Raw genomic sequence first — 21,271 nt, forward strand, 5'->3', positions numbered from 1 at the left:
TATTTCTCTTTAATTCTAGTCATCTTTAGCTGCGCAATGCATTCTCAAAATAGTTTGGCAGAACTATTACAACAACATAATAACCACGACGTACCTTATATCTCAGTACATGAATTGGCGATGCCTAAAACAAATGCGATTATTTTTGATGCACGCGAGTATGAAGAATACCAAATAAGCCGTCTCATCAATTCAATTTTTGTGGGCTATAACACCTTTGATATTAACCAAGCCACTTTACATCTTAAAGACAAAAACCAAGCTATCGTTGTCTATTGCTCATTGGGAATCCGTTCTGAAAAAATAGCCCAACAACTGCAAGAAGCAGGCTACACCAATGTGTACAATCTTTACGGTGGTATTTTTGAATGGAAGAATGCAGATTTTCCCATTGTTGATAGTGACGGCCATCCTACTGACAACGTACATGCTTATTCAGAAGCCTGGAGCAAATGGCTCCTTAAAGGCACCAAAGTATACGGTCCAATTTTAGACAAAATTTAACCTTGGATTCGTGTAATACACCCTCTTAAAGACTAACTTTGAGTTTCGAAAAAAACGAGTTAATTATACACCTTCTGTATGGGCATACTTTCTTCAAAAGATACGGCTAAGGCTAATGATATGGCTACCGACTTTCATTTTCCAAGCTCTAAAAATGCGCTCATTATTTTTACCCGGAATCCTGAATTAGGCAAGTGTAAAACGCGATTGGCAGCAAAAATTGGTAATGAAAATGCGTTGGAAGTTTATAAATTCTTACTAGAGCATACCGCTACCATTTCTAAAGAAATCAAAGCGGACAGGTATGTGTTTTATTCTGAAACTATTGAAAAAGAAGATTTGTGGAATGCTTCCTTATTCAAAAAAAAACTACAGCACGGAAATAATTTGGGTGCGCGCATGCACAACGCCTTTTCAGAATTATTAGCCATGGGCTATAACAAGGTAATGATTATTGGTAGCGATCTGTTAGACTTGAACGCTGATCTTATCCAAGAGGCCTTTTTTCAACTTGAAGCGAATGATGTGGTGATAGGACCTGCTTTAGATGGCGGGTATTATTTATTGGCAATGAAGACGCTTCACCATAAGGTATTTCAGAATAAATCTTGGGGTACGGATACCGTTCTAAAAGATACCCTTCATGATCTGCAGGCATCAAAACTTCACCTCTTGAAAGAATTGAATGATATTGATACCTTTGAAGACATGCAGCATTATCAGCAACTTAAAAAATTTTACAATATATGATGATTAAAAATATAATCGAAACTACCAATTACTTAAAAAGTAAGGGTTTTGACAATCCTGAAATAGGCATTATTTTGGGTACTGGGCTAGGACAATTAATCAAAGAAGTAGAAATCCTTCACGAAGTCAGCTATAACCACATTCCTAATTTCCCAACGGCCACCGTTGAGTTCCATAAAGGCAAATTAATTTATGGAAACTTAGAAGGTAAGAAAGTAATTGTAATGCAAGGCCGTTTTCATATTTACGAAGGATATTCGCTACAAGATGTGACCTATCCGGTACGAATCATGGAAAAATTAGGCATCCATACCTTACTAGTTTCCAATGCATCAGGCGCTATCAATCTCAATTATAAAAAAGGAGAGTTGATGTTGATTGATGACCATATTAACCTTCAAGGAAGTTCGCCACTTGCTTTTAAAGATGTAGGGCAATTGGGCGAACGTTTTGCAGATATGAGCGCACCTTACGATGCGGACATTAATTCTAAATTTGAACGTATTGCTGCTGCCCATAATATAACCCTACATAAAGGTGTTTATGCCTCAGTAGTTGGACCTCAATTGGAGACCAGAGCAGAATACCGAATGTTGAAAATAATTGGTGCTGATGCGGTAGGCATGAGTACAGTTCCAGAAATTATTGTGGCCAACCATTTAAAATTAAAAGCCGCGGCCGTGTCAGTTTTGACTGATGAATGCGACCCAAACAACCTGAAGCCCGTAGATATCTCTGAGATTATCGCAATGGCGGAAAAAGCAGAGCCAAACATGATTGTTCTGTTTAAGGAATTGATAAAAAGCTTATAATTTTTTTAAACCTCTCAGACAAAGTCATCCGGAGGTTTTGTGACTATGGAAAAATACCTCGACATTATTGTAAAATCCTATACGGGTTATTGGAATTATCTCAAATATGAGCTCATTGATATCTACCACTGGGATAACTATTTTTACGGGCTGATCATCATTTCATTAGTGGTTTGGGGTTTAGAAATTGCATTCCCGTGGCGCAAAAACCAGTCTATTTTTAGAAAAGATTTCTGGTTGGACACGTTTTATATGTTCTTCAATTTCTTTTTATTGAATTTAATTGTCCTGATTGCACTTTCCAATACCACAGCTGAGTTTTTTAATGACATCCTCGGTTTCTTTGGATGGCACGTAGATAGCTTACAAGTTTTTGACGTAGATGAATTACCTCGTTGGTTAGGACTGCTCATCTTTTTCTTAATCACCGATTTTGTGCAGTGGAACACCCATCGCCTTTTACACCGAGTGCCTTTCCTTTGGAATTTCCATAAAGTCCACCACTCCATTAAAGAAATGGGATTTGCTGGGCATTTGCGTTACCATTGGATGGAACCCATCCTCTACAAATCTTTACAATACATACCTATTGCGATAATTGGCGGTTTTGACGCCCAAGATGTGGCCATTGTTTACTTTTTCGCCATCACCATCGGACATTTGAATCATGCCAATGTGGGGTGGAACTATGGGCCTTTAAAGTTCATCTTGAACAATCCGAAGATGCATATTTGGCACCATGCTAAAGAATTGCCAACCCATTTAAAATACGGTATGAACTACGGACTGACCTTAAGCATCTGGGATTATATTTTTAAAACCGACTATATTCCTCATGATGGCAGAGACATTGAATTGGGGTTTGAGGACGATCATAAATTTCCCAAGACTTTTATCAAACAAACCATCTATCTTATTAAAACTGACAAGTAATTTTATATAACCCAAAAGCATCTAGAACTACACCTCATGAACTACGTTATCACAATTTTGTTTTCAATAATGGTAGTAGTCAATTTGAGCAGTTGCAATTTAACCACAGCAGGCATTGGAAACCAAGGGCTGACGATTAAAGAAGTGGATGGCAAATTGGTTTCGATAATGCCAAATTCCAATATTAAAGTGGATCACAACGCTTGGGATGTTTTATTGAAAAAATATGTCAACGACAAAGGATTTGTCGATTATAAAGAATTTAAAAAGGATCACGATAAACTTAAAGCCTACCTGACCAAACTTTCGGAGACGCCACCTAACGCAGAATGGAGCGTTCAGGAATTATTAGCCTATTACATCAACCTGTACAATGCGGCCACGGTGGATTTGATTTTGGATAATTACCCGCTTAAAAGTATCAAGGACATCAGTCGCCCTTGGGGAAAAGACTTTGTGAAGATTGGGGATAAAGTCGTCTCGCTAAACACTATTGAACATGGTATACTGCGCAAAATGAATGAACCGAGAATTCATTTCGCCATCAATTGTGCTTCGATTTCGTGTCCTAAATTACTACGTGATGCCTTTTTGGCAGATAAAATACAGGAGCAGCTGCAAAAAGCAACAGACGAATTTATCAATAGCAATCAAAATGATATTTCAGAAAATAACCCTAAATTGTCGAAGATATTTGATTTTTATACCTCCGATTTTAAGCTAAACGGCAAAACTGATTTGATAGGATTTATTAATCAATACAGCCGCATTAAAATCAATCCGAAGGCTAAATACAGCTTTAAGGACTACGATTGGAGATTGAATGAACAAGACTAATTAAAATTTTCATAGTATTTTGTGGTTAAGCTATTCTATACTATAACGAATTAAGGATGGTTTTCAACTTATGAACTACAGGATTTCCATCATTATTCCCATTTTAAATGAAGCCGAAACCATAACGAGATTGCTTCAACATATTGTAGCTAATGCATCGGTCGAGTCTATTTCTGAAATTATTTTAGTGGATGGCGGAAGCACGGATGAATCTCAGGACGTCATTCAACAGTTTATTTTAGAAGTTACTTCAAACGGCACTACAACACTTCAAAATAGTGCTGGTTCTAAAATGGACATCCGATTAATTTCATCAGAAAAAGGACGCGCCAAGCAAATGAATAGTGGAGCACAACTTGCAACAGGAGACATTCTCTACTTTTTACATGCGGATTCCTTTCCTCCGAAACACTTTGACCGCTACATTATTAACGAAGTAAAAAACGGCAATCCTGCTGGTTGTTTTAGAATGCAATTTGATAGTACACATTGGTGGTTAAGATTGGCGAGTTGGCTTACGCAATTCAGCTGGCGCGCTTGCAGAGGTGGCGATCAGAGCCAATTTATTACCCGACACCTTTTTGATGAGATTGGTGGTTACGATGAAAACTACATCATTTATGAAGATAACATCTTGATCAATCAGCTATTTGAGAGGAAGCAATTTGTAGTGATTAATAAAAAACTCCAAACTTCAGCAAGACGGTATCGCAAACACGGCGTTTGGACATTACAATTCCATTTCTGGATGATCTATATTAAAAAATGGTTTGGTGCTGACGCCCAAGAATTGTTGACGTATTATAAAAGACACATTTCCTAGAATTGGTTTCCGAGGATGTCATTTAAGGATTGTTGGTTCCTTCCCCTTTCATCAGGATACAATTCCATTAACGCTTTACTTTGATAAATATCTTTTGAATGGATATCCACGGCCGATAATTTACCAAAAAATGCCGCCCCAGTATCCACATTCCAAACATTAACAGCATTCATTGGTTCCACTGAATTAAAATTAAGAGTTGGGGTATGCCCAATATAAATTTCGTGATAGTGTTTTAGGCGTTTTGGGAAAAATGCAGAGTCTTCATCAATACTTTTGTCTACAGTAATGGCCATTTCCCACAAAGTCCGGTCATAATAAAACGTACTCTTAGAATTTTCCTGACTTACACCGTGAAGCGATGTAAATCCGGCATGAACAAATAACCGATTCTGTTCATCCAAATGATAGTGTTTCATTTGCTCAAAAAATTTAAGATGTACTTGTTTCTTCTCTTTCGACAGACCCGAATAACTTTCAATCGTCCCTTCTCCACCGTGGTCCAACCAAACTTTAGGCGCCTTGTTGTTCCGAAGCCAAGTTTCACACCACGCATCATGATTACCTTTTATAAAGATACAGTCATTGGTCTGTGACAACTCATACAGATATTGGACGGTTTGTGCGGATTCACTCCAGCCATCAACATAATCGCCCATAAAAATCAAGCGGTCGTCAGTATTAACTGTTGCAGTTTCCAACAATTCCACTAAGCCTTTTAATCCGCCATGAATATCCCCTATTGCTAGTGTTCTCATTACCGGTAGTGTTTATAAGTTGTACTTATGATTGCTTCAACAGGTTTGTTTTGCGGTGTAAACTGCGTGTCTTGGTCGCCACCCACATTATTATGGTCATGAAACCATTTCCAGATAAATCCTCCTGCAAACCAATCTTCATTCCAATTCTCATCATACAAGGCTTGCATGGCGTTGGATTGCGCTTCCATATTCATTTCATTCATTTCTCTATCAAAATTCCACGGAGCTTTGGCCGTATAATCCACACTTCGGTAACCGTATTCCGTAAACAATATGGGTTTATGATGACGTTCAGATATGGCTTTCAACTGTTTCTTATATGGTTGCCAAGCCGCCTTGCACTCTGCAACGGTTGGGGTTTTCTTATCGCTCAAAGGAAAATAAGCATCAATACCTATAAAATCCAGATCTGACCAAAAAGGCGTTCGGTCATACTCATTCCAATTGGCTGCATAGGTAAGCTTCCCTTTGTATATTTCCCTAATATCCTTGATTAATTGTTTCCAAAATTGGGGTCTAGCATCAACAAAGTTTTCCAACTCTGTTCCGATGCAAAATATATCAACATTGGTATCTTCCGCAATTTTTGCATACGTCAGAATAAAATTACGATAAGTATCTTCCAACAGTCTCCAATCTTCTTCGTGCACCATCTTAATGAATCCGGTAAACTCGCCTTTACGCACCCAAATTTGAGGCTTCATCATTGTTTTTATATGATTCTTTTGAAGAGTTTCGACGTATTGTCTCACACCCTTATCAGTTTCACCAAACCACTGGCGTTCGCTATTAAAGTTTATTTCTGGATGTGACAATTCGCGGATAAATCCAAAAGGCATCACAGCAGCGTAATTAGCATTAAGCTGCAGCAATGGCGCCATATGCGTATCATCAACCGCCACTCTTGAGGCTACAAAACTTACCCCATTGATTTTCTGAGGTTTTTCTACCATAGCACTGCAGGAAGAGAGCAAACATATTAAACTGAAATATAAAAAATGTAAAACCGATTTCATTCGTGTTATTTATCCCTAAATTTAAACAAACTCAATTTAAAATATTAAGTTTTGAAAAAAACTACGACAAATCAAGCCTAAAAGTCACCATATGGAACACATCGTTATTATCGGCAATGGTATTTCTGGAGTTACAGCAGCCCGTCACATCCGAAAACTATCCGATAAGAAAATCACCATTATTTCTGCAGAAACCGAACATTTTTTCTCTCGTACTGCCCTCATGTACATTTATATGGGCCATATGCAATATGAACATACCAAACCTTACGAAGATTCCTTTTGGAAAAAAAATCGGATAGATTTGAAATTTGGCTTGGTGACCGCCATTGATACGGAGCACAAATCACTTCAATTTGAGAATAACGAAAATCTGCAATTCGATAAACTCATCATTGCTACTGGAAGCATCTCCAATAAATTTGGATGGAAAGGTCAAGATTTAAAGAGTGTTATTGGTTTGTATAGCAAACAAGATTTGGACCAATTGGAAGCTATTGCGCCCAACAATGAGGTTTGTCAACGCGCAGTTGTGGTTGGAGGCGGTTTGATTGGTATTGAATTGGCTGAGATGTTGCACTCCCGTAAGATTCCAGTAACGTTTTTAGTGCGGGAAGAAAGCTTTTGGGATGTCGTTTTACCAAGTGGTGAAGCGCAAATGCTTGATAGACATATAAAAAGTCACGGCATCGATTTACGCTTAAACTCAAATCTAGGCGAAATCACTTCTGATGACCACGGACATGCCAATGGTGTCATCATTGCAGAAACAGGTGAAACAATTTCTTGTAATTTGGTTGGATTAACCGCAGGTGTCTCTCCTAATATAACTTTGGTAAAGTCGTCAACTATTGAAACGGACCGTGGCGTGTTGGTCAATAGATATTTAGAGACCAATGTTAAAGATGTTTATGCCATTGGCGATTGTGCGCAACAACGCGAACCAATAGGGAATCGGAAACCAATTGAGGCCGTGTGGTATACAGGCAGAATGATGGGTGAAGCATTGGCACAAACCATCTGCGGGAATCGGATGGCCTATAATCCTGGACACTGGTTTAATTCCGCCAAGTTTTTTGATATTGAATACCAAACTTACGGATGGGTGTTTGCCACGCCTAAAGGTGGCAATGCACATTTTCATTGGAAACATAACGATGACCAAAAATGTATTACCATTGAATATCAGGAAGCATCCAATATCTTTTTAGGCATCAATACCTTTGGAATCCGCATGCGACACGAGGTGTTTGACCGATGGCTTACAGAACAACGGACGACTGATTATGTCATCAAAAATTTAAAAGAAGCCAACTTTGATCCTGAATTTTATAAAACTTTTGAGGATGCGATTATCAGGGCTTATAGTAATCAATTTAATATGGCTTAACGATAGAGACCTCACAGGTTTTGAAAACCTGTGAGGTCTTCCAACATCTAAAAAATACGTATGAATTACGAACCTCTCATAGAAGGCAATTACTATCATATATATAATTGTGGAAACAATAAAGAGAATATTTTTATTGAAGAAAGAAATTATGCGTATTTTTTGATTTTACTAAAAAAACACGTTCTGCCTTGTTCAGATGTTTTGGCTTTCTGTCTATTGAAAAACCATTTTCATTTGCTGTTTATTTAAAGGAAAATTTTGAGTCAAAAACAATCTCGCAATGTTACTCAAATTTCTTTAACGCGTATGCAAAAGCGATCAACAAGTCATATGATAGAACTGGGTGTTTATTTAAAGAGAGATTTTCAAGAATTAAAATAACTGATGAAACATATTTAAAATCGTTGATTGTATATATCCACACAAATCCAACACATCACCAATTTACTGATGATTTCAGAGGATAAATATTCTTCTTATAAGTCAACTCTATCAAAGCAACCGATATTATTGAATAGAGAATTTGTGCTTAATTTATTTGAGAACAGAGAGAATTTTGAATTTATCCACAACGATAAAGGATTAAGAATTAAAGAAAGATTTCTTTTAAAATAACGTCATAAGACCTCACAGGTTTCAAAAACCTGTGAGGTTTAAAAAAAACCGAACTATGAGTACCAAAATAAATTCAAGCATGTCTCTAGCGAAACCCGATTCGCAAACGCTTTCTAAAACCCAAAAAATTGCCGTAGCATTAGGAGTTGTGGGACTGTTTATCATGGCCTTGGCACTTTTTAATGTTGATTTCCCCAATAAAATAATATTTCTGTCCCTCTCCTTAGGACTAATTACGGCAGGCACCATTATGTTCTCGAACAATGCTTATTTAACAAAACAAGCAGGGATTAAAAATGATGGAGTTTGGTTTAAGTCCATTGCTTCACGCGGACTTTGGGGTTGGGCTTTAGGGATTGCGCTTACCCTTTTTTATGTTGTTCTTTATTTTAAGGCAGAATGGCTCGGACTTGCCGCTGACGGTGGCGTGAACGGTGGACTGGTAGCAATGTTTGATCCTTTAAGTAGATTGCTGAATGGCGGCCCCGCAAGTCAATGGTTTGTATATGGCACATTGTATACGGTAGCTATTTTAGTCTTTGGCTATAAATTTATGCTCAAATACCGCCATAACCGTTACGAACAGTTACGCACCATTTCAGTGATGTTCTTTCAATTGGCCTTTGCCTTCTTAATTCCGGAATTTATGGCGCGGTTAAATTCAGAAACCTTTAGCCTTCCGTATTATGATTTAAAGAATATTTGGCCCCTTAATTTTTACAATTTTGACAAGTATCGTGTGGATTCTATGATTGAAGCGGGAGATATCGGTTTGGCATTTTTAATTTTCGGAATTGTTTCGATTTTTGTCATTTCTCCAATTTTGACTTATAAATACGGTAAACGGTGGTATTGTTCTTGGGTGTGTGGTTGCGGTGGACTTGCTGAAACGGCAGGAGATCCGTTTCGCCATCTGAGCGATAAAAGTCAATTTGCATGGAAAGTTGAACGTTGGGTAGTACACAGCGTGGTGGTATTTGTCACATTGATGACCACTGCGGTTATTTATTCGTATTTAGGAAATGATTCCAGTAAATATTGGCTAACAAAAGATGTGTTTCTTCTTGGCGTTGCCGGATTACTCACTGTAGTATTCGCTTGGGTGATGATTTTTAAACGTAAAGAATTGGCAAAGGATGCCCAATATGGTGCCATTGGCTATTTTGTGATTATCATGGTGCTCATCGGGATGCATTATTTTAGCGGCACTAAAAATGTCTTTTTGGTGGATACTTATTTCCTAAAGTCATCTTACGGCTTTTTAATCGGTGCCATATTTTCGGGCGTGATTGGTGTTGGATTTTATCCCATTTTTGGGAACCGCGTTTGGTGTCGTTTTGGTTGCCCAATGGCCGCAATGTTAGGTTTCCAGCAACGTTTGTTTTCAAAATTTAGAATCACCACCAACGGTGGCCAATGTATTTCGTGTGGCAACTGTTCTACCTATTGCGAAATGGGTATTGATGTGCGTGCCTATGCTCAAAAAGGCGAAAATATTGTAAGAAGTAGTTGCGTAGGCTGTGGCATTTGTGCTGCTGTATGCCCAAGAGGGGTCTTGAAATTGGAGAATGATTCTATGAATGGGCGCATCAACAGCAACGATATCCTATTAGGTAATGACGTGGATTTGATGGATTTGGTAAATCAAAAATAGCATGAGGCAACCTTGATTTTTATCTTATATTTTTGAATTAAGTCTTCTCATACTAATGTATAATCATACTACCGTCTCATCCGTGACCATGTTCCGCAAACAAATGTTACTTTTGCACCACCGTTAAATCATCTGATGTCCATTATTAAAGTAATCATTCCTGCCTACAACGAAGCAGATTCTATAGGGCTTGTCATTAAAGACATTCCAGATATAGTAGATGAAGTTATTGTGGTCAACAACAACTCTACAGACGCTACTGCCGAAGTAGCGCAACGTGCAGGTGCTACCGTATTATTAGAATCTCAAATGGGTTATGGCTATGCGTGTCTAAAAGGCATGGCGTATATTGCAACGCTGTCTACAACACCAGATATCATCGTTTTTATGGATGGTGATTATAGCGACTATCCTGAGGAATTACATAAAATTGTACGGCCTATTTTAGAAGAAAACGTTGATTTTGTTGTCGGATCTAGAGTGCAACGTCTACAGGAAAAAGGCTCCATGACGCCCCAACAACACTTTGGAAATTGGCTGGCCACATTTTTAATGCGGATTCTTTTTGGCGCTACATTTACGGATCTCGGTCCGTTTAGAGCTATCAAATATCAGAAGCTGCTCGATTTACACATGCAGGACAAAACATACGGTTGGACTATTGAAATGCAACTAAAGGCTCTAAAACAAGATTTAACCTATACTGAAATTCCCGTAAAATATAAAAAAAGAATTGGCGTCTCAAAAGTATCAGGAACCATAAAAGGTACTATCTTTGCGGGCGTAAAAATCCTAGGTTGGATTTTTAAATATAGTTTTAAGAAATGATTCTAGAATCCTTTATCATAGTTGTTTACACTATTGCTCTCGTACTTATTTTGTTATATGCATTAGCGCAACTCAACCTTTTAATTAATTATTTATCTGCAAAAAAGAAGACGGACACTTCTGAAGTTTTCGATTTTTCTAACCCTGAAGAAATTCCTTTTGTCACCATTCAACTTCCTGTTTATAATGAGATGTACGTTATGGACCGTCTGTTGGAAAACATCGCTTTAATAGATTACCCAAAGGACAAATTAGAAATTCAAGTTCTTGATGATTCTACTGACGAAACTGTTGAGTCTACCTTTCAACACGTTCAAAAATTAAAAGCTTCAGGTCTCGATATTCAGCATATCCGTCGTACGGATAGAAGTGGCTTTAAAGCGGGCGCTTTAAAAGAAGGTTTAAAAATTGCTAAAGGAGAGTTTATTGCCATTTTTGACGCTGACTTCTTACCAAAACCAAATTGGCTTAAACAGACAATTCCTTATTTTAAAGACGAAGAAATTGGCGTGGTACAAACCCGTTGGGGACATATCAATAGAAATTATTCGATACTTACAAAAATTCAAGCCTTTGCTTTAGATGCGCATTTCACCTTAGAACAAGTTGGCCGTAATAGTAAAGGGCACTTTATCAATTTTAATGGTACCGCTGGTGTGTGGCGTAAAACCTGTATCCTTGATGCTGGAAACTGGGAAGGCGACACGCTTACTGAAGATTTAGATTTAAGTTATAGAGCACAACTTAAAAATTGGAAGTTTAAATATCTAGAAAATGTAGAAACACCTGCTGAATTGCCTGTGGTCATCAGTGCAGCCCGTTCGCAACAATTCCGCTGGAACAAAGGTGGTGCTGAGAATTTCAGAAAAATGATGTGGCGGGTATTAACTTCAAAAAACATCTCCTTTAAAACGAAGGTGCACGGCCTCTTACATCTTTTAAACAGTACCATGTTTTTAAACGTCTTCTTGGTAGCTATTTTAAGTATCCCAATGTTGTATATTAAAAACGAATATGCCCACTTGAGATTCTACTTTTATTTTATGAGTTTCTTCGTAGTAAGTACCATCATCTTTTTTGTGTGTTATTGGATGATGTATAAAGAGATTTATGGTAAGGGCTTTAAAAACTTCTTTACCTATGTTGGGTTGTTTTTTACCTTTTTCTCCATTGCGATGGGGTTCTCGCTCCATAATTCCATTGCCGTTATTGAAGGACATATTGGTAAGCGAAGTGAATTTATCAGAACACCAAAGTTTAATATCAGCACATTGAAGGACACTTGGAAAGGCAATAAGTACTTGCGTAAAAAAGTGTCGATGAACGTTATTTTTGAAGGCGCTCTAATGCTTTATTTTGGATTTGGATTATATAGCGCCTTTGTAGTAGGTGACCAGGGCGGCGACTTTGGGTTGTTTCCTTTTCACTTGATGCTTTTTGTTGGGTTTGGGTATGTGTTTTTCAAATCGTTGACATCTAAAGCATAAATAGAAGCAGAAAGAAATTAATGACCTGATAATTGTTAAGCACTAACATTTATCAGGTTTTTTGTTTGACAATTATTGATAAAGACGCGAAGTTATTAAAGCAAAAATCTACCTATCTTGTCAATCCTTATGAACCCAAAGTCTCCTTAGATAACCCGACAACGTGTAGCATGTTTCATCCAGCCCTTCTAAAAGTATATCAATCGCCCCTACTTTGGGCATTATTGAGCATATTACTTTATGGATTTTTTGCTTATGATCTGGTCAGGACAGATTACACCAAGCTTATAGTATTATATACCGCCCTATTTATAGGGTTTTATAAACTCCTCCAAAACAAGAACATAAATTTCAATTTCTTAGTAGTAGTAGCCATTTTATTAAGATTGGTATTTTTATTTGCTACACCTAATCTATCACAGGATTTCTACAGATTTATATGGGATGGCAGGATGTTATTGCAAGGCTTCAACCCCTACCTTTTTACACCAGAATCGTTTATAAGTGCTGCCCAATTCCCCATTGCCCAAGCCCAACAACTATACAGCGGCATGGGCTTATTAAACGCAAGCCATTTTACAAACTACCCGCCGATAAAACAATTTGTATTTATGATTGCGGCGCTGTTTTCTGGCAAAAGCATATTTGGTTCTGTCATTATATTTAGAATCTTTTTAATTGCAGCCGATATAGGAACCCTTTATATTGGAGCAAAGCTCTTAAAGCGACTAAAAATACCTGTAAGGCACATCTTCTGGTATATTTTAAATCCGTTTATCATCATTGAACTCACCGGCAATCTCCATTTTGAAGGATTAATGCTCTTTTTTCTGGTGTTGAGTTTTTATCTTTTGCATTTGGGCAATTGGAAAATAGCCGCGGTTGTTTTTGCGCTATCAGTATCGGTAAAACTATTTCCACTTTTATTCTTGCCCCTGTTTTATAAGTTTTTCGTGAATCGTAAGCCTACTACTGCTGGAGCTTCTATCACTAATTTAGAAACTCCAAAGTTGAATTTTCAAGCCTTACTCGGGTTTTATACTATCGTGGGCATTACTACTCTACTATTGTTTATGCCATTTTATTCTTCAGAATTCCTTTGCAATTATTCAGAAACGGTAGGCTTGTGGTTTAGTAATTTCGAATTTAATGCGAGTCTCTATTATATAGCTAGAGAAATTGGTTATATGACCACTGGGTACAACCAAATTGCTATCCTCGGGAAATTCATCCCCATCGTGACAGTTGTAGTGGTCCTACTTTTTACATTTTTTAGGAGAAATAATACATGGCACGACCTGATGGTTTCTATGCTTTTGGTAGCAACTATCTATTTCTTTATCTCAACCACCATTCATCCTTGGTATTTGGCCACGCTTGTGTTGCTATCTATATTTACCAACTATAAATTTCCGATCGTCTGGTCGTTTGTAATTATTTTAAGTTATTTAGCCTATGCCAACTCAGACCATACAGAGAATTTATGGATTGTTGCCATTCAATACATGGTAGTATATGCTGTATTTTTCTGGGAAATCTTCAAAAAAAAAGACCGCCAAACAGCAGTCTTATGAAATAAATTATAACAGTATTAAATCGCTTTTAGGCGCACTATTGTAAAAATCTCCTCTTCTTCATCAAATCCATTCTCATCTTTAGTAACCACCTTCTTGACGGTATAGGTGACTTCAAATTTTTGGTTTAAAAAGACCTCGCCATCCAAATCAAATTCTTTTGAAACCGATTCACTCACCTTTTGAAAGGTCATAGTGTATTCAGAGTCGTCCTCTTTATGTTGGGCTATAAAATTGTACCCATATCCTTCATTTCCATCATAAACACCAACAATACTCATTTCTTGGATAGAGTTAATTGCCGTGAAATGCATTGGTTTAACAGACATTAGAATAAGACATAACACAGAAAGTGCCATTATAAATTTTGTTTTCATAATAATTTATTTTGTTTTAATAAAAGCTTTATAAGGTTTCGGAAATTGGCCACAACAAGTCCGTTGGCTTTTAGCAACCTCAATCTAACTGAGGCGTGCACGTGGATTTTAATATGGAATAGCGACTATAAAATCTAACAAATTAAGATTCAAAAACTTCAGAAGGAGTGTCAAAACATTTAAATTCTACCGTATAATCATTAGGGTCTTTAACAAAAAATGAATGATGCGCACCTTTTTTATGCTCCAAAAACTTCACCTTAGAGGCAATTGGAACATTATGGGCATTAAGCCTTTCCAACATCTTATTCCATTCATCATGCAACAGGATTACTCCAAAATGAAATGATGGTAAAATATCACCATTAAAATTATAGCTTTGGCAGTCAAATTTAAAAGGCCCACATTCTGTAAAAGTTATCTGATGTGTAAATAAATTAATATCAGCCCATTTAACGTCAGAGCGTCCAATTTCTGCACTAAAAACATCTTTATAAAATATTTTAGTTTTGTTAATACTAATACATGGTAAAGCTAAATGAAATTGTGTTGCCATAATATGATTAATTTAACCTGTTAAACGACAATGCTTTGTAACAAAATTTAACTAGCCATAAAAAATAGCTTTAACAATTTCAATAATGGCTGGTAGGTTAAAGTTACATTATTTTTTAATACGGAAATAAGTGCAACGTAACTTTATTTAAGTGGCTTTATTGATGATAAGACCAAAAAAGTTGCCCACATAATAGGCAACTTTTACTACTTTTTATGAGGCAGTACTTGCCCATACATTGGCAAAGCTACCCTATAATTATTATTAATCGATATCTTCATCCAACTCAACTTCCGGATCGTCCTCACCCAATTCAGGGTCTTGAACCGCATCTGGATCGTCGCCTTCAAAATCTTCATAATCATCTTCATCATAATTCTCCATAGTCACTTGCAGTTTCGTGCTGACCTTAACAAGGTACTTTGTATCCTTTGTGGTCACTTCTACGGCCTCTACAATTTCATTGTTGGCATTCTTGAAAGTTATGATATTATCATCATCATATCCATCAGGATATTTCTCTACCAACAACGAGAGAATTTCTGGCGTCAATTTTTTAAAATCGACGATTACGCGTTTTAGATTATCTCTTTTAGTGCTCATAATTACATGTCTAATAGGTAGGCAAATATAAGTGGTGCAACAATTGTAGCATCACTTTCAATAATAAATTTTGGGGTATCAACATCTAATTTTCCCCAAGTTATTTTCTCATTAGGAACGGCTCCTGAGTATGAACCATAACTTGTTGTAGAATCGCTGATCTGACAGAAATAACTCCAGAATGGTGTATCTGTACGTTCCATATCTTGGTATAACATTGGCACCACACATATCGGGAAATCTCCTGCAATACCACCACCAATTTGAAAAAATCCAATACCGTTCTCTGAATTATTTGTATACCAATCAGCCAAGAACGTCATATATTCTATTCCTGACTTTACGGTACTTGCTTTCAACTCTCCTTTAAGAACATAGCTTGCAAAGATATTACCCATAGTGCTATCTTCCCAACCTGGTACAATTATAGGCAAATTTTTCTCTGCTGCTGCATACATCCAAGAATTTTTAAGGTCAATTTCATAGTACTCCTCAAGCACGCCACTCAAGAGCATTTTGTACATAAATTCGTGTGGAAAATAACGCTCTCCCTTAGCTTCGGCATCTTTCCAAATTTTGACAATATGTTTTTGTAAACGTCTGAAAGCCTCTTCCTCTGGAATACAGGTATCCGTAACACGGTTTAGACCTTTCTCCATTAAATCCCACTCTTCTTGAGGCGTTAAATCACGATAATTAGGTACGCGTTTGTAATGTGAATGTGCTACCAAATTCATAATATCTTCTTCAAGATTCGCCCCTGTACAAGAAATAATCTGTACTTTATCTTGGCGGATCATTTCTCCAAATATTTTACCTATCTCGGCTGTACTCATTGCACCGGCCAAAGACACTAACATTTTAGATCCTTTTGCCAACTGTGCTTCATAGCCTTTAGCGGCATCAACCAATGCTGCTGCATTAAAATGCAAGTAGTAATGTTCAATAAAATTTGAAATAGGTCCTTTAGTTGTCGTCATCATTATCGAATTTTGAAAATTTGTTTGAACTTGAAGCTGATTCATTGAAGGTGCTTTCGTAACCATCTTCAACATTATCATCCAAGAATTTATAGCTTAACATTTTGTAGTATAATTTTGCAGCAAGAAAATCAGAAGATTTTTCTTCAGCATCTGGACACAGTTCTACAATATCGAATCCTACTACATTTTTTTCTTCAAATACTTTTCGAAGGAAATCTAAAGTTTCATACCATAGCAAGCCACCTGGCTCAGGAGTTCCGGTAGATGGCATAATAGAAGGATCAAAAGCATCCAAATCAATAGTAATAAATACATTTTCAGTCATTTGGTCTACTGCGCTGTCCATCCAAAACTCATCATTGACCATGTCATGGGCAAAATAAGTCTTGTCCTTGTCCATTACGGTAGTCTCAATAACATCCATACTTCTGATGCCCACTTGAATCAGGTTAGTTGTTTGACTAGCCTCATATACGGCGCAAGCATGGTTGCATTTTGAACCCTGATATTCCTTGCGTAAATCAGCATGCGCATCAATTTGTAATACCGTCAGATTGTCAAAACATTCATTAAAAGCACGAATGGTTCCTATGGATATAGAGTGCTCTCCACCAAATGCGGTAACAAATTTGTTACGGGTAATATATTTTTTAACCGTTTGATGGACCGCATCTACCATTTTTTCCGGAGATGAATTTTCAGTTACGGCATCTGCAAGATAAATCCCTTGTTTATAAACCTCCGTCTCTGTCTCTATATCATAAAGTTCCATGTTTTCGGAAGCGTCCAAAAATGCTTTCGGACCTTGGTCAGCACCTTTTTGCCAAGTACTGGTACCATCATACGGCACAGGAATCAATACGATTTTGGCATTGTCTAATTTGGAATATTCTTCAGGTATTCCCGCATATGTGATATTACTGTTCATTTTGTAATAATTATTATTTAAAGTAAATGCAATTGGTGTTTGAAAGTTAATGATTTTATTGAGAAACTATGAGTTCTCATCCGTGTCGTTGTAACCTAATATTTTTAATAAGTCTTCACTTTTCTGTTGTTCACTAAAGATCTTTGTACTGAAATTACCATCGTCATCCTTATCAATTAAAATGTGCTTAGGTGATGGTATCAAACAGTGTTGCAATCCGCCAAATCCGCCAATGGTTTCTTGATATGCTCCAGTATTAAAAAAGCCAAGATACAAAGGTTTTTCCTTATTGTATTTTGGAAGATAAATTGCATTCATATGTTGCTCACTATTGTAATAATCATCACTATCGCAAGTCAAACCTCCTAAAAGCACACGCTCATAACTATCATTCCAGCGGTTAATTGGCAGCATTACAAAACGCTTATTAATAGCCCATGTGTCTGGCAGCGTGGTGATAAATGATGAATTGATCATGTTCCACTTTTCCTTATCATTCTGTTGCTTTTGATAGAGCACTTCATAAATGGCACCACCGCTTTCTCCTACTGTAAAACTTCCAAATTCCGTAAAGATATTTGGCACATCTACTTCTTCCTGCTCACAGAACAATTGAATTTGATTGATGATTTCATCTACCATATACTCATAGTCAAAATCGAATGCCAACGAGTTTTTTATGGGGAAACCACCACCAATATTTAAACTGTCCAATGTTGGACAGATGCGCTTTAAACTGGTGTATACTTTTAAACATTTTGATAATTCATTCCAATAATAAGCATTGTCACGAATGCCTGTGTTGATAAAAAAGTGAAGCATTTTTAACTTTACTTTCTTATTTTCCTTAATCTGATTTCTATAAAAAGGAAGAATATTTTTATATCCAATTCCTAAACGGGAGGTATAGAACTCAAACTTTGGTTCCTCTTCTGATGCAATACGGATTCCAATATTAAATTTACCTTTAATCTCTTGAGACAATAAATCAATTTCTTCGTAATTGTCTATAATTGGAATACAATTCTTATGGCCACTATTAATCAATCGCGCAATATTGGTCACATATTGTGCTCGTTTAAATCCGTTGCTGATTACATAGGTTTTATTTGTAATCTTGCCTTCTTCCTTTAGTTTTTCTACAATATCAATGTCAAACGCGGAAGAAGTCTCTATATGGATGTCATTTTTTAAAGCTTCATTTAAGACATGTTTAAAATGGGAGCTTTTAGTACAATAGCAATAATGATATTTCCCTTTGTATTTATGCTTTTTCATGGCTTTATTAAACCATGTTTTGGCACGTCCTATATTATTGGAAATTTGAGGCAAGTAAGTAAATTTTAAGGGTGTCCCATAATCTTCTACCAATTGCATTAAATCAATATCATGGAATTGAAGTGTTTTATCTTCCAGCTTAAATTCGTCTTGTGGAAAATAGAAGGTTTGATTGATGAGATCAATATATTTTGTATTCATTATGTATTATTAAGTTTTAAAATTCTGAAAAAAAAATCAATTAGAGTAATAAATTCCTGATAAATAATGACAATCAAACCTGAATTTGCTGATGCGAAGGCACACACACGACAACGAGGTGCTTGCTATTTGAAATTTTATGATTAGAAGTAAGCTTTAAAATCTGGTGACTTATCTTATAAGCTGCTTTTGAAATTGACTTCCTAAACTTCAAAAGCCCAAACGTAAAAACACGATTCAAGGGTTCAGCAAATGAAGTGCAAAAGAACTATAAAAAAATTAAAAAACAAGATGCAAAAGATAAAAATATGACCTCATTGGTTAAACCCTTTAATGAGATCACTTATTGCAGAAAAAAAAGGCTTAAAACGCTAGGCGTCAAACCTTTTATAATTTCATTCTATTTTGAAAAAATACCTGTTGACACACCGGTCAAGACTGTTGGTATTATGGCAGCATTTTTAAGGTGTTAATTTCTTGCTCGGTGAGGTGCTTCCAATGACCTCTAGGAATATCTTTCTTGGTTAAACCAGCAATGGCAACACAATCTAAAGACACAATTTCATAATGTAAATGATCAAAAATTGAACGTATAATTGTACTGCCCGTATTTTTTATTTTTAAACCAATTAAATTCTTAGCCTGGCCCTCGACAAAACTAATTTCTTCTACACTTACAAATTTTCCCTCAATGTTTAATCCATCCTGAATTTTCTTCAAATCTTCGAATTTTAGGTTTTTATCCAATTCAATTTGGAATACACGTGGTACTCCTTTTTTTGAGTTGGTAAACTTTTGCATTAAATCGTCATCATTAGTAAAAAGGATGAGTCCTAATGAATTTCTTCCTAAGCGGCCAATTGGTTTAATACGCGAGGTTGTTGCATTTGCTACCAAATCCATCACGGTTCTTCCCTTACCTTCGCTTGCAGTAGTCGCAAATCCTTTAGGTTTATTTAGTAAAACATATGCTTTTTTTTCCGGATTAATTCGAGCGCCATCAAATCGAACATCATCATCCAATTTCACTTTATAGCCCATTTCAGAAACAATCTTGCCATTAACGGTTACATTTCCAGTAGAAATATGCAAGTCAGCATCACGACGCGAACAAATACCAGAGTTGGCAATATACTTGTTCAATCTGATTTCATCTGAATGGGTTTTTTTCGATGGAGCTTTTTTATCATAAGAAGGTTTTGTAGTATCTTTTGAAACTTTTTTCAATGGAGCATTACCTCTCGCAAAGCTCTTGTTTTTAGGCTTAGCACTTCCCCTTCCTGAATCTGCAGCACCCATTTTACTATGCCCTCTTCCCGAAGATTTTCCTTTTCCACTACTCCCTTGATGTCTACTCATGACTTAAAAATTTTACGCAAAGATACTTTAATATATAACTATTTTAGAACTTGAAAATAGGATTTTCATCAAATCCTATTCAATACAACGTCTACATTAATCAAAACAATACAAAACACACCGGCAACAATGATAAATTTCAAGATGTTGTGTAGAATGAGATAGTGCGTTTTGGTTTTTGAATTCCATAACATCAATATAAAAACTCCTAATAAAAAGGTGCTCAAATAAAAGAAGTAGGTCATGTGTCCAATATCAAAATAGTTGATAAGCAAGAGTGTTGGCAACAGTGTAAATACGGCCAACACTGAAAGCATAATTTTGGAAACGGACTCGCCATAAACCACCGGAATGGTGAAATAGCCCTGCGCTAAATCGCCTTTGATATTTTCAAGATCTTTAGTCAATTCCCGCATTGAGATGATCAGGAACAAAAACATAGCATGGAAGAAAATGACCGTTTCAAAATTTTTGTAATATATAAAGATAGCAAAAAATGGTGTTATGGTCAGCACGGCAGAGGTCAGATTACCAATAAACGGGAGTCTTTTTAATTTATGCGAATAAAACCAAATTCCAAAAATGTAAAGTGAGAAGAATATTACAGCATTAAATGACACATAGCTTGCCATCACGACGGCTAAGAAATTTAAGACAAAATAAAAGGACAGTTTTGTATTCTGGCTCACCAATCTGTCCAACATTGACTTATTTGGACGGTTGATCAGATCCTTTTCAGAATCGTAAAAATTATTGATTATATATCCAGCAGCAATGGTAGAGCCCGAAGCTAACACCAACATGAACAAATTCAAATCGAGCACCACTTCGCGCAGAGGTCTATCATGCGCTAAAATGTATATGGAAGTTAAGTATTGTGCAATTACTACAACTAAAATATTGTAGCCTCTAATTACAGAAAACATGCTAAAAAACTTAATTAATACATGTTTCTGCTTTCTGGATAACATAAAAAACTAAGGAATTTAGAATAAAATA

General features: G+C 36.5%; 21 protein-coding genes. 11 read left to right on the forward strand and 10 right to left on the reverse strand.

The window, feature by feature from the left end; genetic code table 11:
- Positions 1-54: 54 nt before the first annotated feature.
- From BXY82_RS01770 to BXY82_RS01795, 6 genes are all read left to right on the forward strand, one after another.
- Entirely contained in the window at positions 55-504 is a 450-nt protein-coding gene (locus BXY82_RS01770; RefSeq protein ID WP_317128549.1) for a rhodanese-like domain-containing protein, read from the forward strand.
- Between the two features lie 78 nt (positions 505-582).
- Positions 583-1,254 carry a TIGR04282 family arsenosugar biosynthesis glycosyltransferase gene (locus BXY82_RS01775; protein ID WP_133756466.1) on the forward strand — a complete coding sequence of 224 codons (672 nt, stop codon included), beginning with the start codon at positions 583-585 and terminating at the stop codon, positions 1,252-1,254.
- Positions 1,254-2,066, forward strand: a complete 813-nt coding sequence (locus tag BXY82_RS01780; protein ID WP_133757389.1) for a purine-nucleoside phosphorylase — start codon at positions 1,254-1,256, stop codon at positions 2,064-2,066. The genes BXY82_RS01775 and BXY82_RS01780 overlap by 1 nt, the downstream gene beginning before the upstream one ends.
- A 45-nt stretch (positions 2,067-2,111) precedes the next feature.
- Complete coding sequence (locus tag BXY82_RS01785) at positions 2,112-2,999, forward strand: sterol desaturase family protein (protein WP_133756467.1); 888 nt, start codon at positions 2,112-2,114, stop codon at positions 2,997-2,999.
- A gap of 36 nt (positions 3,000-3,035) precedes the next feature.
- Positions 3,036-3,836 carry a DUF547 domain-containing protein gene (locus BXY82_RS01790; RefSeq protein ID WP_133756468.1) on the forward strand — a complete coding sequence of 267 codons (801 nt, stop codon included), beginning with the start codon at positions 3,036-3,038 and terminating at the stop codon, positions 3,834-3,836.
- A 70-nt stretch (positions 3,837-3,906) separates the two neighbouring features.
- Positions 3,907-4,659 carry a TIGR04283 family arsenosugar biosynthesis glycosyltransferase gene (locus tag BXY82_RS01795; protein ID WP_133756469.1) on the forward strand — a complete coding sequence of 251 codons (753 nt, stop codon included), beginning with the start codon at positions 3,907-3,909 and terminating at the stop codon, positions 4,657-4,659.
- On the opposite strand, the gene BXY82_RS01800 is transcribed toward BXY82_RS01795, so the two are convergent.
- On the reverse strand, positions 4,656-5,417 hold the full coding sequence (locus tag BXY82_RS01800) for a metallophosphoesterase (protein ID WP_133756470.1): 762 nt from the start codon (positions 5,415-5,417) through the stop codon (positions 4,656-4,658). The two genes, BXY82_RS01795 and BXY82_RS01800, sit on opposite strands and share 4 nt — an antisense overlap.
- Positions 5,417-6,436: a glycoside hydrolase family 113 gene (locus BXY82_RS01805; protein ID WP_133756471.1), complete on the reverse strand. Its 1,020-nt coding sequence runs from the start codon at positions 6,434-6,436 to the stop codon at positions 5,417-5,419. The genes BXY82_RS01800 and BXY82_RS01805 overlap by 1 nt, the downstream gene beginning before the upstream one ends.
- A 91-nt stretch (positions 6,437-6,527) precedes the next feature.
- Here BXY82_RS01805 and BXY82_RS01810 point away from each other — a divergent pair, with 91 nt between their 5' ends.
- From BXY82_RS01810 to BXY82_RS01835, 5 genes are all read left to right on the forward strand, one after another.
- On the forward strand, positions 6,528-7,826 hold the full coding sequence (locus BXY82_RS01810; protein WP_133756472.1) for an NAD(P)/FAD-dependent oxidoreductase: 1,299 nt from the start codon (positions 6,528-6,530) through the stop codon (positions 7,824-7,826).
- 673 nt (positions 7,827-8,499) lie between these two features.
- On the forward strand, positions 8,500-10,098 hold the full coding sequence (locus tag BXY82_RS01820; protein ID WP_133756473.1) for a 4Fe-4S binding protein: 1,599 nt from the start codon (positions 8,500-8,502) through the stop codon (positions 10,096-10,098).
- A 135-nt stretch (positions 10,099-10,233) separates the two neighbouring features.
- Complete coding sequence (locus tag BXY82_RS01825; RefSeq protein WP_133756474.1) at positions 10,234-10,926, forward strand: glycosyltransferase family 2 protein; 693 nt, start codon at positions 10,234-10,236, stop codon at positions 10,924-10,926.
- Positions 10,923-12,413, forward strand: coding sequence for a cellulose synthase family protein (locus BXY82_RS01830; protein WP_133756475.1), 1,491 nt, complete (start codon positions 10,923-10,925; stop codon positions 12,411-12,413). Before BXY82_RS01825 ends, BXY82_RS01830 begins: the two co-directional genes overlap by 4 nt.
- 65 nt (positions 12,414-12,478) lie before the next feature.
- Entirely contained in the window at positions 12,479-13,987 is a 1,509-nt protein-coding gene (locus BXY82_RS01835; RefSeq protein ID WP_317128550.1) for a mannosyltransferase, read from the forward strand.
- A 17-nt stretch (positions 13,988-14,004) separates the two neighbouring features.
- Here the strand turns inward: BXY82_RS01835 and BXY82_RS01840 are convergent, their stop codons facing one another.
- From BXY82_RS01840 to BXY82_RS01875, 8 genes are all read right to left on the reverse strand, one after another.
- Positions 14,005-14,364, reverse strand: coding sequence for a hypothetical protein (locus BXY82_RS01840; protein ID WP_133756476.1), 360 nt, complete (start codon positions 14,362-14,364; stop codon positions 14,005-14,007).
- A gap of 142 nt (positions 14,365-14,506) precedes the next feature.
- Positions 14,507-14,920, reverse strand: a complete 414-nt coding sequence (locus BXY82_RS01845) for a VOC family protein (RefSeq protein WP_133756477.1) — start codon at positions 14,918-14,920, stop codon at positions 14,507-14,509.
- A 264-nt stretch (positions 14,921-15,184) separates the two neighbouring features.
- The gene (locus tag BXY82_RS01850) at positions 15,185-15,523 is read right to left on the reverse strand and encodes a hypothetical protein (protein WP_133756478.1); all 339 of its coding nucleotides are present in this window, start codon (positions 15,521-15,523) and stop codon (positions 15,185-15,187) included.
- Positions 15,524-15,525: 2 nt separating this feature from the next.
- Positions 15,526-16,503, reverse strand: coding sequence for a deoxyhypusine synthase family protein (locus tag BXY82_RS01855; protein ID WP_133757391.1), 978 nt, complete (start codon positions 16,501-16,503; stop codon positions 15,526-15,528).
- Positions 16,490-17,434, reverse strand: a complete 945-nt coding sequence (gene speB, locus BXY82_RS01860; protein ID WP_133756479.1) for an agmatinase — start codon at positions 17,432-17,434, stop codon at positions 16,490-16,492. Before speB ends, BXY82_RS01855 begins: the two co-directional genes overlap by 14 nt.
- A gap of 66 nt (positions 17,435-17,500) precedes the next feature.
- The gene (locus tag BXY82_RS01865; RefSeq protein WP_133756480.1) at positions 17,501-18,913 is read right to left on the reverse strand and encodes a type III PLP-dependent enzyme domain-containing protein; all 1,413 of its coding nucleotides are present in this window, start codon (positions 18,911-18,913) and stop codon (positions 17,501-17,503) included.
- Between the two features lie 447 nt (positions 18,914-19,360).
- A complete protein-coding gene (locus BXY82_RS01870) occupies positions 19,361-20,272 on the reverse strand; it encodes a pseudouridine synthase (RefSeq protein WP_133756481.1) in 912 nt (303 codons plus the stop codon).
- 68 nt (positions 20,273-20,340) lie between these two features.
- Positions 20,341-21,243 (reverse strand): geranylgeranylglycerol-phosphate geranylgeranyltransferase, encoded by a 903-nt coding sequence (locus BXY82_RS01875; RefSeq protein WP_133756482.1) that lies wholly within the window; start codon positions 21,241-21,243, stop codon positions 20,341-20,343.
- Positions 21,244-21,271: the final 28 nt, after the last annotated feature.

Origin of the sequence: Gelidibacter sediminis, from assembly GCF_004364975.1 — a bacterium.
Lineage (GTDB): Bacteria > Bacteroidota > Bacteroidia > Flavobacteriales > Flavobacteriaceae > Gelidibacter > Gelidibacter sediminis.